This is a genomic window from Mesorhizobium sp. WSM4935 (genome assembly GCF_029625735.1).
In the GTDB taxonomy this organism is placed as follows: domain Bacteria; phylum Pseudomonadota; class Alphaproteobacteria; order Rhizobiales; family Rhizobiaceae; genus Mesorhizobium.
On record NZ_JARTVR010000002.1, the window covers coordinates 768,654 to 784,122 of the forward strand.

Annotated in this window: 11 protein-coding genes; 4 read left to right on the plus strand and 7 right to left on the minus strand. The window is 60.0% G+C overall.

Annotated features, from left to right (window positions below; translation table 11 throughout):
- Both P9273_RS07880 and P9273_RS07885 read right to left on the minus strand, forming a co-directional pair.
- On the minus strand, window positions 1-2,699 hold a 2,699-nt coding region (locus P9273_RS07880), incomplete at its 3' end, for a DUF4347 domain-containing protein (RefSeq protein WP_278048402.1).
- A 97-nt stretch (window positions 2,700-2,796) separates the two neighbouring features.
- Complete coding sequence (locus P9273_RS07885; RefSeq protein ID WP_278048367.1) at window positions 2,797-3,111, minus strand: hypothetical protein; 315 nt, start codon at window positions 3,109-3,111, stop codon at window positions 2,797-2,799.
- A gap of 996 nt (window positions 3,112-4,107) precedes the next feature.
- Here P9273_RS07885 and P9273_RS07890 point away from each other — a divergent pair.
- The 4 genes from P9273_RS07890 (at window position 4,108) to P9273_RS07905 (ending at window position 11,731) form a co-directional block, all read left to right on the plus strand.
- Entirely contained in the window at window positions 4,108-7,875 is a 3,768-nt protein-coding gene (locus tag P9273_RS07890) for a glycosyltransferase (RefSeq protein WP_278048368.1), read from the plus strand.
- The gene (locus P9273_RS07895) at window positions 7,872-8,966 is read left to right on the plus strand and encodes a tetratricopeptide repeat-containing glycosyltransferase (protein ID WP_278048369.1); all 1,095 of its coding nucleotides are present in this window, start codon (window positions 7,872-7,874) and stop codon (window positions 8,964-8,966) included. Before P9273_RS07890 ends, P9273_RS07895 begins: the two co-directional genes overlap by 4 nt.
- Before the next feature lie 5 nt (window positions 8,967-8,971).
- Window positions 8,972-10,570 (plus strand): hypothetical protein, encoded by a 1,599-nt coding sequence (locus P9273_RS07900; RefSeq protein ID WP_278048370.1) that lies wholly within the window; start codon window positions 8,972-8,974, stop codon window positions 10,568-10,570.
- Between the two features lie 231 nt (window positions 10,571-10,801).
- Complete coding sequence (locus tag P9273_RS07905) at window positions 10,802-11,731, plus strand: hypothetical protein (protein WP_278048371.1); 930 nt, start codon at window positions 10,802-10,804, stop codon at window positions 11,729-11,731.
- Between the two features lie 161 nt (window positions 11,732-11,892).
- On the opposite strand, the gene P9273_RS07910 is transcribed toward P9273_RS07905, so the two are convergent.
- From P9273_RS07910 to P9273_RS07930, 5 genes are all read right to left on the minus strand, one after another.
- On the minus strand, window positions 11,893-12,330 hold the full coding sequence (locus P9273_RS07910; protein ID WP_278048372.1) for a hypothetical protein: 438 nt from the start codon (window positions 12,328-12,330) through the stop codon (window positions 11,893-11,895).
- 797 nt (window positions 12,331-13,127) lie between these two features.
- A complete protein-coding gene (locus tag P9273_RS07915; protein ID WP_040999638.1) occupies window positions 13,128-13,397 on the minus strand; it encodes an exopolysaccharide production repressor protein in 270 nt (89 codons plus the stop codon).
- Window positions 13,398-13,442: 45 nt separating this feature from the next.
- Window positions 13,443-13,907, minus strand: coding sequence for a hypothetical protein (locus P9273_RS07920; protein WP_278048373.1), 465 nt, complete (start codon window positions 13,905-13,907; stop codon window positions 13,443-13,445).
- Between the two features lie 351 nt (window positions 13,908-14,258).
- On the minus strand, window positions 14,259-14,747 hold the full coding sequence (locus P9273_RS07925) for an invasion associated locus B family protein (protein WP_278048374.1): 489 nt from the start codon (window positions 14,745-14,747) through the stop codon (window positions 14,259-14,261).
- A gap of 89 nt (window positions 14,748-14,836) precedes the next feature.
- A partial coding sequence (locus P9273_RS07930) for an autotransporter outer membrane beta-barrel domain-containing protein (RefSeq protein ID WP_278048375.1) occupies window positions 14,837-15,469 on the minus strand: 633 nt, incomplete at its 5' end.

Genomic DNA, 15,469 nt, shown 5'->3' on the forward strand with positions numbered 1-15,469 from the left:
CCAGTCGCTCCGGTCGAGCCAGTCGCTCCGGTATCGCCCGTCGCACCTGTGGCTCCGGTTGCTCCCGTCGAGCCCGTCGCACCAGTCGCTCCGGTCGAGCCAGTCGCTCCGGTATCGCCCGTCGCACCTGTGGCTCCGGTTGCTCCCGTCGAGCCCGTGGCACCAGTCGAGCCGGTCGCTCCAGTTGCGCCGGTATCGCCCGTCGCACCTGTGGCTCCGGTCGAGCCGGTTGCACCAGTCGCCCCGGTCGAGCCAGTCGCTCCGGTATCGCCAGTCGAGCCCGTGGCTCCAGTCGCTCCGGTCGAACCTGTTGCTCCAGTTGCGCCGGTTGCTCCTGTCGAGCCCGTGGCTCCGGTCGTCCCGGTCGAGCCCGTGGCACCAGTCGCGCCAGTCGAGCCGGTCGCTCCAGTTGCGCCGGTATCGCCCGTCGCACCTGTGGCTCCAGTCGAGCCCGTGGCTCCAGTTGCGCCAGTCGAGCCCGTGGCACCAGTCGCTCCGGTCGAACCTGTTGCGCCGGTAGCGCCGGTTGAACCTGTGGCTCCGGTTGCTCCAGTTGCACCGGTATCACCCGTCGCACCTGTGGCTCCGGTCGCTCCAGTAGCGCCGGTTGCACCTGTGGCTCCGGTTGCTCCCGTCGAGCCCGTGGCACCAGTCGCTCCGGTCGAGCCCGTGGCACCAGTCGAGCCAGTCGCTCCGGTATCGCCCGTCGCACCCGTGGCTCCGGTCGCCCCGGTCGAGCCCGTGGCACCAGTCGAGCCGGTTGCTCCAGTTGCACCGGTATTACCCGTCGCACCCGTGGCTCCAGTTGCGCCAGTCGAGCCCGTGGCACCAGTCGCTCCGGTCGAGCCGGTTGCTCCAGTTGCACCGGTATCGCCCGTCGCACCTGTGGCTCCGGTCGCCCCGGTCGAGCCGGTTGCTCCAGTTGCACCGGTATCGCCGGTCGCACCCGTAGCTCCGGTGGCTCCCGTCGAGCCTGTGGCACCAGTCGCTCCGGTCGAGCCAGTCGCACCTGTGGCTCCGGTCGCCCCGGTCGAGCCGGTTGCTCCAGTTGCACCGGTATCACCCGTCGCACCTGTGGCTCCGGTCGCCCCGGTCGCACCTGTAGCTCCGGTCGCCCCGGTCGAGCCCGTGGCACCAGTCGCTCCGGTCGAGCCTGTTGCTCCAGTAGCGCCGGTATCGCCTGTTGCACCCGTAGCTCCGGTGGCTCCCGTCGAGCCTGTGGCACCAGTCGCTCCGGTCGAGCCGGTTGCTCCAGTTGCACCGGTATCGCCCGTCGCACCTGTGGCTCCGGTGGCTCCCGTCGAGCCTGTGGCACCAGTCGCTCCGGTCGAGCCAGTCGCACCAGTATCGCCCGTCGCACCCGTGGCTCCGGTCGCCCCAGTCGAACCTGTCGCGCCGGTGGACCCAGTGGCACCGGTATCACCGGTCGCGCCTGTGGCTCCGGTTGCCCCGGTCGAGCCCGTGGCACCAGTCGAGCCGGTGGCTCCAGTTGCACCGGTATCACCCGTCGCACCTGTCGCTCCGGTTGCTCCCGTCGAGCCAGTCGCGCCGGTATCGCCCGTCGCACCCGTAGCTCCGGTCGAGCCTGTGGCACCTGTCGCTCCAGTGGCACCGGTCACGCCCGTCGCACCTGTGGCCCCGGTCGAGCCAGTCGCTCCAGCAGCGCCAGTCGAGCCGGTCGCACCAGTAGCTCCGGTTGCTCCCGTCGCGCCTGCGGCACCAGTCGAGCCCGTCGCGCCGGTGGCCCCAGAGGCACCCGTCGCGCCAGTCGGTCCCGTTGCGCCAGTCGCACCGGTGGCTCCGGTTGCGCCCGTCGCTCCAGTCGCGCCAGCCGGGCCAGTCGGACCGACTTGGCCTTGGCCTGTGATGGTCAGAAGCCCGCCGTTGAATGTATCGCCGTTGTCGCCGTTATTTCCTTCGTCAGTGGTAAAAGAGTAGGCATTCCCACCGGCAGGGGAAAGCGTGCCATATAAATTGAAGCCGCTGCTATAGATGGCATAAGTATGGGTAGTATCAGGGACTGTTATCGTTATGGCAAAATTAGTAGCTACGCTGTTTGCCGCAGAAGGGAGGACAAAACTTCCAACAACCGTGGCAGGGCTTGTTGTTGTGTCGATCAGATAGAAAGTGTTGATACTTTTGCTGCTGCCGGCATCGATCGTGCCAGTAAGCGTAAGATCGCCAGAGGCGAGCACCGCCATATAATCGGCAATGCCGGTTGCCGTTATCGGCGGCAACTGCTCCAAGGAGTTCCGCTGAGCCGAGAGCTCCCAAGAACCGCCAAGGGCGGCCGCACCTACCAGCGATATCGAGGCGCAAACGCTAGCGCCGACGGCTGCTTTCAAGGCCTCTATAAAAGCTTCGCCAACATCCCCGGAGGCTGTGTGGCAGCTCCAAAGCCGCAACGCGCCATCTTCGGCAAGCGCCCTGCCGATTTCGGCGAGATCATCAGCCGCGTCCTTCAAAGTCAACGCGGACCATTCGCCCGAGGTGAAATTCACTCGCCCTGGTGCGCCGTGGGCGATGATATGAATGGCGCCGAACTCTTTGTGTCCAGCGAGAGCTGCAGCGATCTGCTGCGCCGCTGGCCGGCACCCATCAAGCAACACCGCCCTGACTTCGGGCCTCAAATTGCAGAGGACGGTCTCGACATCGGAAACTGAAGGATCCACAAACAGAATTTCAGATGCGCGGGCCATAACTGGCTCCTGTTGGCTTCGAATTCAATTCAGGGGGGGGAAGAGCTGTCCACCGATCCGGCAGGCGAGCGTTTGGGCTAAAGAGTTTGGCCCGCGATCACCGTCCAGACGGTCCGGCGGCGCCGGCTGGCCGATGAACGGCCGGATTTTCGACCCGCAGGAAACTGGCGGCTTGGAAATTCCCACCGTCATCGAACGTGCCGATCGCAAATGAGCCAGCGGTGCTGGGGACCTTGACGGTGAGGGATACAGCGAGGCTTTGCTTGGCGGCCTTGGGAAGAATGACCTGGCCAACGATCGTGTTCTTGGCCGAGTCTAGAATGAAGTAGGTCACATTTTCGGTCGTGTCGCCAATCGGCAGCACGCCCCGAACACTGACCTCCATTGCCGCGAAACTCGCTGTATAACTCATAACGTCCTCCTTGCTGGCCGGCGGCTGCGCCGCCGCTTGTCCGGTTCGTATCTCGGTGTTCAGTCGGTGCCGCGCGCCCGCGATCGAACCAGGTGGCTCGAGCTCGCGGATCCCGAAAATCGGCCGATTGCGAGGTGTGATTTCACTCGTTGGAACGCGTCAGCAAACGAGCGACCGGCGGCTGCCCGCAAGTCGATGAGAGCTGAGAGGTTCGGATCAATTGGGGGTGCGGCCACACGGACTGCCGCATCGATAAAGGGGCGTTGGGCGGAGGGTATCACTCGAAGCACCGGGGACTCCATCACGCGCGTCGCAATCTTTCGACTGGACTAGTGAGGGAACCGACCCGCTCGCGAGGGGACACTATGGAAGGCACCAAGGACTGACAAAAACCCCGGTCGACCACGATGCTGCGCCCTCACGCAGCAAGTGGCTTTACTTCCGGACTCCAAGCTTCGCAGATATCCCGACCGACGGTCTCCCCGCAGGCCGCGATTACCCTCTCCTTAATTAGACATTAGTAAATTCGAAAATTATAAACTTGTAAATGGCTTGGTTAATAAATTACGAATTCTACGAGAGTAGCAACATCCGTGCGGTCAAAGCCCAAGTCCAAACATCGTGGGAAATCCGAGGTTTAGATCGAGCCCCTCTTTGGAACAAAAAAATGCAGCAGGGTCCGACCATCGCCCGCCGGAACAGCTGGTGCCGGTCAGATCAAGGGGCTCGACCGGAAGTTGCAGCAGGCCTGTCCAGAGCGCAACGCCGCCGTTGGATGTCTGAAGATGCCGGACCGAAGGAGCGAGATTGGAGCGGACCGGGCAAAAACCGATCCCGTGCTTTTGCGAAATCATCCAAACGACCGAAGCGGCAGCTCCTGTGTTCCGCAAGAATATGGATGGTTGCGCATCCGAATAAATCGCTGTCTCATATGACGCCGCGAGACCATCACCAAAGCCTCTGCTCACAATGTTCTGTGGGGTCCACAGTCAGCGAATGAGTACCGCAAAACGTCTCTGCCTAAATATGATCGTCAAGAACGAGATGGCCAATCTTGAGCGTTGTCTCGGTGCTGTCGCCGATCACATTGACTGCTGGGTGATTGGCGACACCGGCTCGACCGACGGGACGCAGGATTTCATCCGCTCTTTCTTTGCCGCCCGCAACATACCCGGCGAATTGCATGAATTCTCGTTTCACAATTTCGAGCAGGCGCGTAACGCGGCCCTCGAGCATGCCTACGCCTCCAGCCTCGGCTACGACTACCTGCTTTTCGACGACGCCGACATGGAGCTCGTCGTTGAGGATCGCCGGTTTCGAGAACAGCTCGATGCGCCGGGCTATCGGCTTCTGCAAAAGTCGGAGTCCGGCCTTGCCTACTGGAACACGCGTCTGGTGAGGCGCACATCGGGTGCGCGCTATCACGGTGTGACTCACGAATACATAGACGTGCCTGATGGCGTGCACGAACTGCGGTGTATCTGGTACAAGGACCATGCCACAGGTTCGAACCGCGTCGACAAGTTCGAGCGTGACATAAAGCTCCTATTGGGAGCTCTGGACAAGGATCCGGAAAACCATCGCTACTGGTTCTACCTTGCGCAATCCTACCGTGACGCCGGGCGGACGGCGAAGGCGGCGGTGGCGTACGCCAAGCGCGCCGCGATGGGCGGCTGGGACGAGGAGGCATGGAACGCCCGTCTCCAGGAGGCGCGGTGCCTAAAAAAGATGGGCGATGATGCCGGTTTCATCCACCAGGCCCTCGCCGCTTTCAACGCGCGCCCGCAGCGCGCCGAGCCGCTCTATGATCTTGCCCACCATTATCGCGAGAAGGGCATGAACGACGCCAGCGTGCTGTTTTCGGAAGCCGGACTGGCAATCAAGCGACCCGAGCAGGACATCCTGTTTCTCGAGGATTTTATCTACACGGCAGGACTGCGGGAGGAGTATTCGATTGCCGCGAACTACGCCCGCGATCCGGCGCGTAAGGACCGCGGTTTCGCAACTTGCAACTGGCTTGCCCTTGATCGGGAAATCGGCGACGGGCCGAGGGACCTGGCGCGATCCAATCTTTATTTTTACATACGGCCGGCGAACGAAACCATGCCATCCTTTAAGGCACGACGGATCGATTTTGCCGCGCCGGAGGGCTATGTGGCAACCAACCCGTCGGTAGCGCGCCTGGCGGATAGAATCGTGCTGCTGCAGCCCACCGTCAACTCGACGCCGACCGATGCCGGCCAATACCCAACGCCCGGCGAGGCGCCGATCACGACGCGCAATTTCCTGCTGCGTCTCGACAGCGATCTCGTCACGAAGGACGCTCGTGAAGTGCTGCCACCGGCTGATCTGCCGTCGCCCGCCTACGATCGGATGATCGGTTTTGCGGATATGCGGCTGTTCGCCTGGCGCGACAAGCTTTGGGGAATTGCCTGCGTGCGGCAGCTCACGCCGGAGGGACGGTGCGAGCAGGTACTGGCAAGAATTGAAGACACTGGGCTCGGACCACACACTCTCACCGATTGGCGAGTGATTCACCCGGCCGGCCAACGGCAGCACGAGAAGAACTGGATGCCGCTGGTCGAGCCCAGTTCTGACGGCAGCGACCGGCTCCGTTTTGTCTATCGGTGCGACCCGACGAAGATACTGGACGAGAGCGGCCGGACGGTTTCGGAGCAAGCGCCGATGATCGCGGCGCCACAGTTCAGCGGCAGCTCGCAGGCGATTGTCTTCGACGGCGGCTGGCTGGCGCTGGTGCACGAGGCACGCGCGAGGCCAAACGAGGGCCGTCACTATCACCAGCACCGCTTCGTCTGGTTCGACGATGGCCACCGACTGAGCAAGGTCTCGCGGCCCTTTTACTTCCATGACAAGGGCTTGGAGTTCGCTGCCGGGCTCGCCTGGCATCCTGACGCCAAGCGCCTGATGATCTCCTACGGCGCAGGCGGTAGCGAGTCGTGGATCGCGACCGTGCAGGTTGACCAGGTCGCCGCGTTGCTCGACGACGTTGCGCAACTGGCTTCGGGTGTCAACATTGCCCGTCTCGAGCCGACGCCACCTCACACCCCGCATGGCGCGGGAGATGCCGACAGGATCAGATTTGGCGGCAGCGGCAGCCGCCTCAGTGGCGCTGATGCACCTGCCGAGCCGAAGCCTTTCGGCTTCCCTTCGAGCCGGACGACCGAGGAGTTCTTCCGCAAGTTCGCGCCTTTCCTGGAAGCGGTCGATTCGCCGGCGGAACGGCAAAGGCAATCGTGGGATTTCGATCGGCGCATCGCGCCGTTCGTCAGCGATGGCGCGGCGCTGCCGCAGATCCACTGCTTCTACGAAGTGCTTTCCGAAAAGGCCGAGCATCGCACCCTGATTGCCGCCACCGCCTCGATGCGGGCGGCTGGCCATCCGGTGCGCGTTTGGAGTTATTCTCCGAAGAGATTGGACTTCCTGTTGCCGCATGGCGTTGAGGTTAGCGCTGCCGACGACGTCATGCCTCGGGCTACGTTCGAGCGCATCGTCGCTGGTTCCGAGATCAGGTATTTCAGCGATGTCTTTCGCTACGCTGTGCTGTACGAGCATGGCGGCCTATGGATGGATTCCGACATCATCATGCTGAGGCCGTTTGCCTTCAGCGGCGATCATTTCTTCAATCTGCAATGGCGTGGATCGCACAAGGGTCATTTTGTTTGCGGCAACGTCATCTACGCCAAGCCCTACAGCCGACACCTCAGGGCGCTTTATGAAATGTCTATCGAGCGCTTCCACGCGGCACCGGGCAAGGAATTTGGTGACATCGGACCAAAGCTGCTGTCCGACTACATCGCCTCCGATGCCGGCTCCGAGTTGCACGACCAGGTCTTCAGCCCGATGTTCTTCAATTCGATCGACTGGACGGAAACAGACAGGTTCGAAAAGCCGATCTCGGAACTGGCGGACTATCTGAACGACGACCGCGTTTTCGGAGTCCACCTTTGGACGGCGCGCAACGAAGCCAGGCCCGACGAAAAGAGCGCCGCGTTCATCGAGCAGCTTATCAGGCCGCTGGAGGGCTTTCCTTCCTTCACAACGCTTGCCGACAAGTTCAACACCGACAAGAACCGGCATACCGGCAACCGCCACTGCTATGCGAGGATCTACGATCGCCTGCTGTCGGCGCGGCGCTTGTCCATGCAGCGACTGATGGAGATTGGGCTCTGCCGCGGGTTGGCGGAACACAGCCAGACCGAGACGCCTTCGGTGACCCTGTGGCAGAGCTATTTTCCATTTTGCCAGGTCATCGGCGTCGACCTGACGGATTTTTCATGGCTCAACAACGAGAGGTTCAGATCCTTCGTCTGCGACCAGTCCAACGTGGAGGACCTCCGCCGGGTGGCGGCAACGATCGAAGCGCGCTCACTCGACGTCATTGTAGACGATGGCAGCCATGCGTCCTTCGACGAACAACTTACGCTGCGCGAGTTCTTTCCGCTTCTTGCCGGGGATGGTTGGTATTTCATCGAGGACCTCGACTGGCAGCCGCCTGGCGAAGACCCCACCAGCATCACGCCGACCAAGACCTTGTTGCGGGAAATTAAGGAATGGGGGACGGCGCGGTCGGTCGATCCGCTCGGTGTCAGTACGCTTGCGGGACAATTCGCCGAAATTCTCTTCTTCGATAGCCATTATGAGCTCGACCGGGCGCAATTGCTCGGTGGGCTCGTGGCCATCCGCAAGCGCGCAAATCCATCTTATCCACATGACAGCGTCGCACGGATCGGGAAGGCGTCGTGAAAGTCGCGGTCTATACCATCGCGTTGAACGAAGCCGCCAACGCGGAACGGTGGGCCAATTCGGCCGCGGACGCGGACTATCGGATAGTCGCCGACACTGGCAGCAGTGACGGTACGGTGGAACGGCTGACCGCCGCTGGGGTCACGGTGCATAAGATTGCAGTCCGCCCTTGGCGCTTCGACGATGCCCGCAATGCCGCCATGGCGCTCCTGCCCGATGACGTCGACATATGCTGTACGATGGATATGGATCGGTTTCTCGAAGCCGGCTGGCGACAGAAGCTAGAGGCTGCCTGGACCCCCGAAACCTCAGCCCTCTTTTGCAAGACTATATACAGGTCCAGCGTCGACGATCCGACGCCGCTGCGAGGGTGGTCGACAAAGAATTTTCACCACCGATGGGGATATCGCTTTAAGCGACCGGTCCACGAGGCGCTCGTCTTCACCGGAGAAAAGGAGGTCACGGCGAACAGCAGCGACATAGTGATGTACGAGGTGCAGGATTTATCCAAGCCGACGCGCAGCAACTACCTGCCGTTGATGCAAGTGGCGCACGAGGAAGATCCCCAAGACGCGCAAATCTGTTTCTGGCTCGGACGGGACTTGATGTGGGCAGGCCAACAAGAGCGGGCAGTCGAACTGCTTGAACGCTACCTAGCCCTGCCGACAAGCAGATGGGACGAAGAGCGATCCGAGGCCATGCGCTATATAGCCCGCATGCAACCGGAGCAAAGGTTGGCCTGGCTGGACAAGGCCAGGATGGAAGCGCCGCATCGACGTGAGATCTGGCTTGACCTTGCCGAGGAGTTTCACGGCAAGGCCGACTGGCTCAATCTGTTCTGGGCTTGCAGCAATGGCATCGAGAAGACGCGTCGCACTGGAAGCTATCTCGATGACGCGAGCTGCTGGGGTTTTCGGCTCTACGATCTCGGGGCAATTGCGTGCTGGCATCTCAACGCCATGGATCGTGCGGTGGAGTGGGGACAAAAAGCGCTCGAACTGGACCCATGCAATCAGCGCCTCAAGAATAACCTTGATTTCTTTGTCCAGCGTCGCGAAGTTTGCTGCGAGCAGGGCTCGCAAGCGGATTAGACGCAATGTCTTCAACAAGAGAAAGCCCTCCCTTTCGCCCACTCGTTTATACTGTTGCCTTTGGTGATAATACATACTTTGAATGCTTGAACATCATGTTGACATCCTTACTAGAATTTGGAGATTTTAACGGTAACATAGCAATTGTCTCTGACAGAGAGACGGAAGACATCATCCCATATATTCCAAGGCAATACAGGTCTCGTATTCACATTGAGAGTGTTGCCCATATAAATATTTGCCAACGTTATATTATTTCATCACATATTTTCAATGATTACTCGCCGATTATGTACCTTGATACAGATGTTGTTGTCGACGCCGACATCGAGTCGATATTGAGGGATGTTCTAGAGGCAGACGGCGTTTGCGTCACGACGGAGAGTTCTGGTTATCCCGAACTAGCCTCATCCAAGATTGCTGATGTCATCGACTCGCGCCGAATCGGGAATTGGTTCGGGCTTGAACTCTGTCGCGCGGACCCTGAATGCGCGCAAAGGTTTTTGCCATGCGCAAATTCCGGGATTATCGGCTACAAAGACGCGGAATTCTTCCGCCCCGTCGGCGCTCAAGTCGCGAGACTGTGCCAAGATCCTACGAATCGAGAGCTTATCCGGTGGTTCGGCGATCAGCCGATATTGAATTATGTTCTAGTGCGAACGCAAACCGCAGACACAGAACCTCTAGATAATCGATGCAAGTTCGTACGTGAGTGGGACCAATATGTTGGCGAACCAAGTGGATTCAGACACTTTGTCTGGTCGCGCGGGATCGACAAAGTTCAACAGATGGCGTCGTACCTGGAACATCTTAGACGATCGCGAGTACTTGACATTGAACAGACAACAACGTTGCGACCGATTAAGGAATACGCTCCATATACAAAGGAAAAGTTGGAGATAAGTCCTTACATATTTATTGTAACATCCGCCCTGGGAACAAATCAAGGAGTTTTGTCACCTCATGTGAGACTTGCACAGACTCTGAGAACGGTTCGGTCAATAAAAAACCATGTTCCAAAGGCCTTCATTCTTTTGGTTGATTCGTCTTCGATGCGACTCGATTCGGCAGCTGAAGATGAGATACGCGCGGAAGTTGACATTGCAGTCTTTTTGAACAGCCTTAATCCAGGGCTTCATCTGTCCCGAAATCTTGGAGGGTTTTGGAAGACTCCCGACTACTCCAAAACTCTCTCGGAGACCTATTCCCTAATTCACGCTCTTTCACTTATTAAAGTTATTAGCTCCGGAAAATTCAACAAAAGAATATTTAAGATTTCCGGAAGGTACCAACTTTCCGATGGCTTCGATATAAATCGATACACTTCTGACGACATGTTAGGCAAGTATGTATTTAAGAGGAGGGGACACCCTTGGCTCGAAGGAACAGATGGATATTTCGATACTAGACTTTGGTCCCTTTGCTCGACAACTATAAATTCGACGCTAGAGATACTTTCTTCCATCCTAACGTCGAGCATCGACAATTCGTTAGATGCCGAGCATTCTTACTTCAGAAAATTTCCCCATGAGAGTGTATATGAGGTGGACACGATCCATGTTGCTGGGCAGATCGCCTCCACGGGAGAAGAATTGTCTGAATGACGCGTTGCAAGTCTGCTTGTTCTCGAGACCGGTTTTCCCACTGGATGCGAGGTGAGAGGTGGCTGACGGTTAACTCCACCGAGCCGACTTGATGCTCCATTTATGTAGCCGCGTGGAGGATCCGTCTGGCACATTGCACTTCGTGGTGCTGCGCTATTAAATTGAGCGAAGACAGCCAGAGGCTCGACGGCGGTCTTGTTCCAGTGCCCTCCCCCGGCTGGATATCGATTGATGAACAGGCGAAAACTTGCCGAGTTTGGTGTTGTCCTCGCGGCGATCGGCTGGGTTTTCCGACCGGTTATGCTGTGGAGTAGCTCGCAGAGGAGTGTCGTAGCCACGCCCCCGTCATATCCTAAAGCCGCCCTCTCCACCTCCCTCCTCACCGCCCCAATCGAGCTCGCCGGCGATTGGGGGCGTATGCTTCCGCGCGCCGCGCAACAGGTCATTGAGCGCACGCGTTACGCCTGCCTTGACGGAGTCCGTCTTCTTTCCGACCGCCAGCCGGCGCGGCTTCGCGTCGACGAGCACACTTCAGGACAGCCTGCCATCTGGCTTCACCCGGATGGCAGCAACATGGCGTGGATCATCGTCGATATCGGTGAACGCGACTGGTCGAAGCTAGCCTATCAGTTCGGGCATGAGCTCGGCCATGTCTTTGCCAACAGTTGGCAAGCCGACGCGAAGCCCGCGCCTCCATGCCAATGGTTGGAGGAAGCGATCGTGGAGGCGTTCTCGCTGCGTGGCTTAGGACGCTTGGCGAAGGGCTGGAAACAAAACCCGCCCTTCGCCGGCGACAACGCCTTCGGCGATGCCATTGCCGAATACCGCCAGAACATCATCAAAGGCTATGAGGCGCTCGCCGATACGCAGGGCCTCACCCGCGACCCTGCAGCATGGTTTGCCGACCACCGCAGCGAGATCGAAATTCCGGGTCTTAATCCATTCGCGCAAGCGGTGTCCTTGACCTTTCTAGAAGAATACGAGCAGGTTCCACAATCCATCGAGGCAATTGCCGCACTCAATCGCTGGCCTGGTCGGAGCGGCATCCCAGTCGCCGAGTATCTCCAGCGATGGAAAGACAGCTGTGCCGAGTTGGATGCGTCACCTCACTTGCCGCTCCGCCTGGGAGAACTTTTGGGAGTACTGCCTGGCACCAAGTGAGGAGCATGCCGGGATACTGAGAACCAAGCCCTGGTAGCGGTTCTGATGTGGCTCGGCACGGCGACTGCTGCAAGCGCAGCAAACGGAATCTCTGATTTGTCCCAACCGTGATGTTTGCCCAGCTCGGTTCGGTAGGACATGTGGGATGACGTCAGTCTTGCTTACTGCCGGCTCTGCCCTCTGGTCGCGGGCAAGTTAGGCGGCGCCTCAGGATGCAGATGCGCGTCAAAGATGGCGAGCTTGAGCCCATATGTGAGGCGAGTTTGCGTGCTGCAGGCGTCGCAGATGAAGACCTTGGCGCTCTTGATCCACGATCCCTTTCGGACCACTGCTGTTTCACACCTGGGGCAATGGAAAGTTAGATCAACCTCGAACAGTTCGCGTGAAAGTGTCATTGTTTCGCCTCCGCCGATGGCGGCGAAGCAAAATTTGTGCCGAGCTTGATGTTCGAGGGTGATACACGTCATCCGTTCACATGGCAGAAACATTAGTGATTGCTGATAAAATTGCTGAGCCGGCGTGATGCCCAACAAGCCTGCGCCGGTCAGGCCCGGCTCGTGGTCTACCCCGCTACCGGCCGGGCCGCCCGTGCCAAACATGGCTTCCGCTACTCCTCTCAAGCGTCAAAGCCGGGGCTGGCGACTTGCGTTCGGTAATCTCGTCGGCGCGGCGCCAGTCGCTAGCGGCCGAATTTGAGATCCCAATGCAAGCGGCGCTGATCTGGCTCGCACTGATTGGCCAACGCTAAGGCAGCGCTCGTCTGTACTGAGCAATCCAGCGACAGTGCTGTTCCGGCAAAGTTCTTCATCGCTGTTGTTCCGAATTCGCTCGCCGCACCGAGGAGGATTGGATTGCTCGCGGTGCTGGACAAAATGACGAGAAGGACGTTGGGCCCAATGGGACCGGGCACTCAGTCCAAATTGCTGGTTTTCATCAGGCCAAATAGCTTGCTCTGTCGGGGAGGCAGAGCAGATGGCGGGAAACCGGGCGATTGCGGTGCGAGATTGGTCTTGCGCCATGAGCGACGAGATTGGCCGTGTGGTGTTGGCCATAAACTCCACGGATGGTGACACGACCTACGTTCTCATGACGATCGCCCAGGCGGCAAAAATAGCCCAGGAGTTGCGATCGCCGAAATTGGTTCCCCGATACGACATATAGCCGCCAGCCGACGAGCGATCGCCTAAGGCAGTCCGTTAGAAGGCTTGGCCATAGGCCTCGGTCGAACACCGCAGAAAAGGCGATGCTACGCATGATCGGGAGCACAGGATCCCGGAGCTGTGCCAATCGCAAGGATGGCTGTTAGCGATGGACCCGGCTTCCAGGGCGATACGCAATTGCATGATCGAGACCGGCTGGACGCGCGATAGGTCCAGTTCCAACGTTGCGGCTACGATCAATGGCGGCGAGCGCCATGCAGGTCTTTAGAAGCGTTATCTCGGTTGCCCGCTGGCTGTCTTTTAGGGGCCTGTGCCGCCGGCTGGTCAACGCGCGGCTTGTGATATGTCAGGCCGAGAACCAGCCCGAAGTACCCCACCTGCAAAAGCAGTGCTGCTGCCACGGTCCAACCGCCTGCAAGCCACACTGATCCAGTGGCAGCGAAAACCCACGCCGCCACGGCGATGAGGATCGCGATCATCCCCACCAAAAACTGCGGAAAATACATCTCCTGCACATTCCCCAACGGAAGCGCACGTCGTATTTCATTATTTTAGAAAATACGCAAGTATCTTCTACCCACTCGGCGGTCGCCCCTTGGGCTCGCAGCCGAGACGTAGACGGCGAGCTGGCCCAGATTGTCCGAGATCTTGCTGTTGGGCGGCAACATGGCCGGCACGCTCGCGCAAGGCTTGGCAAAAGGCACGACCCTGACCATGGTCCCCTCGCAGGCCGACCCGGTCGGGGCCGCGAAGATAACGCCGGTGGCGGGCCCGTTATACTGGGTTGTCGCATAGTCCATGCCGACGAGCGCCTGCATGGGATGCTTGTCGGCGGCCTGGTCGTTCCAGGACGACTTCACGCCGAACTTCGTACCACTGGTCAGAACCTGCCCGAGAACCGGGAAGACTTTCGAGCAGGCTTGTACACCCGCCTGCTTGACGTTGCTGGAGAAAAGGCGAGTCGGGGAGCGCCGGGTCCGCGGCAGCTTCTGCCCGCGCCGGGATCCCGGCACCAATCAGACTTGCGATCGCGGCGTAGTTCGCCGCGGCGTGGCCCACGCCCACCATCGCCAAGGCCAAAAGCAGGACGCCCAAGGAAGTGCGGCCATCTCCGCTTGGGTTCGACAAGGCGCTGGACGTCCGCCTCGACGGTCGGGCTGCGGCGGGGTGCCGGGATAAACTGGTCTTGCTGGCTCATCTGTCCTGCCATTTAGTTGGCAGGCGCAACACAGCCATTAGGAGGCGCGGGGCGACCGGCTGTCGAGGGTAGCTGAAAGCCAGCTGCCGGCGAAGCTGCGACCAATGTCCATTTTGCGCCCTCCGTCTGATCGCAGCATTCGCACCGCCTGGGGCCCCGTTTCGAGTTGCTAAACGCCCGCCAAGGTCTTGAGCCTGTCCAGGGCCGGAGCGAGGCCCTTCAGCGAGACCGACAGCGTCAGATCCTTCTGGTCGGTGCTTCTGAGCTTGACCTTCAGCACGGAGCCGGCGCGCAAGGCCGACGCGGTCTGTTCGTCGAAGCTGAGCGGCACGACGCAGCCGGCCGGCAGGCAGGTCGAGAAACGCAGCGGCTCGAGCGGCTGGCCGTCGTCGACCTGCAAGGTGGCGCCGGCCTCGAGCAGCAGCCCGAAGGGCAGGATGAGCGTGCCGGCGAGGCTCTCATCGGCGTTGTGCCTCAGTTCCACAGCCAGGACGCGCTGACCGTTCTGCTGCGTCTGCTGCTGTGAGATCGCGCACGCCACGTTGGATGCGTTGCTTTGGCATGTCAGGCTCCAGTCCTGATAGGTCTCCTGCAGCGAGGACGCTCCGCCCGGCAGCGCCGGCCCTTTCTGCTGAGCGAACACCGGTGCGGCAAACATCACCAATGCCACGGCTGCCGCGGCTGTTCGTGGGAGCTTCGAAAATCGCAATTCAATCATTCCTTCTTCTGGCGCCTGGCGGCGGTTGGTTACCATTTGACATTGAAGCCGAGCTTGGCGCCGATCGATCGGCTGTCGCCGAACTCTTTGAGGCTCGATTTGGCAAACGCCTCGCCGAAGACCGTGTAGCGGTCGTCGGCCCAGGAGAGCGAGCCGCCGATGCCGAGCCCGCCCCACAGCGGCTGGTCGTGCTCGTGGAAGCCGACCCCCGACACATCGACGTCATTGCCGTCGAGGAAGTCGTAATAGAGGTTGGCGATGCCGTAGAGATGCGAGCGGCTGACCTTGCCCTGGGCGCCCGTCCAGGCATCCTCATAGTCCAGCGACAGCCCGGCGCGGCCGACGAGGGTATCGCTGTTGCTCAGCAACACCGCAGCGTCGAACGGATCGGTGAAGCTGCTGAAGCGCACGGAGGAATAGGCAAGCTGGGCCTGCGGCGTCAGCGTCCACTTGCCCTGCAGCGCAAGCTTCTGGCCGGCCTCGATGCTCAGCGCATAGCCGAAGCCGTTGTTGCCCTTGGCAAGGTCAGTGCCGAGCGTGGCGGACTTGAGATCACTGTCATACCAGGTCGCCTCGGCCTGGGCGTCGGCATAGAAGCCGTTGTCGCCATACCAGGTCAGCGTGCCGCCGAAGCCGTAGCCGGTGGCCCGGATGGAGCCGAC

Excerpts from the sequence above, each read along its gene's own strand:
- P9273_RS07885 (WP_278048367.1), bottom strand. The coding sequence starts at position 3,111 with ATGAGTTATACAGCGAGTTTCGCGGCAATGGAGGTCAGTGTTCGGGGC.
- P9273_RS07890 (WP_278048368.1), top strand. The coding sequence starts at position 4,108 with ATGAGTACCGCAAAACGTCTCTGCCTAAATATGATCGTCAAGAACGAG.
- P9273_RS07900 (WP_278048370.1), top strand. The coding sequence starts at position 8,972 with ATGTCTTCAACAAGAGAAAGCCCTCCCTTTCGCCCACTCGTTTATACT.
- P9273_RS07905 (WP_278048371.1), top strand. The coding sequence starts at position 10,802 with ATGAACAGGCGAAAACTTGCCGAGTTTGGTGTTGTCCTCGCGGCGATC.
- P9273_RS07910 (WP_278048372.1), bottom strand. The coding sequence starts at position 12,330 with ATGTTTGGCACGGGCGGCCCGGCCGGTAGCGGGGTAGACCACGAGCCG.
- P9273_RS07915 (WP_040999638.1), bottom strand. The coding sequence starts at position 13,397 with ATGTATTTTCCGCAGTTTTTGGTGGGGATGATCGCGATCCTCATCGCC.
- P9273_RS07925 (WP_278048374.1), bottom strand. The coding sequence starts at position 14,747 with ATGTTTGCCGCACCGGTGTTCGCTCAGCAGAAAGGGCCGGCGCTGCCG.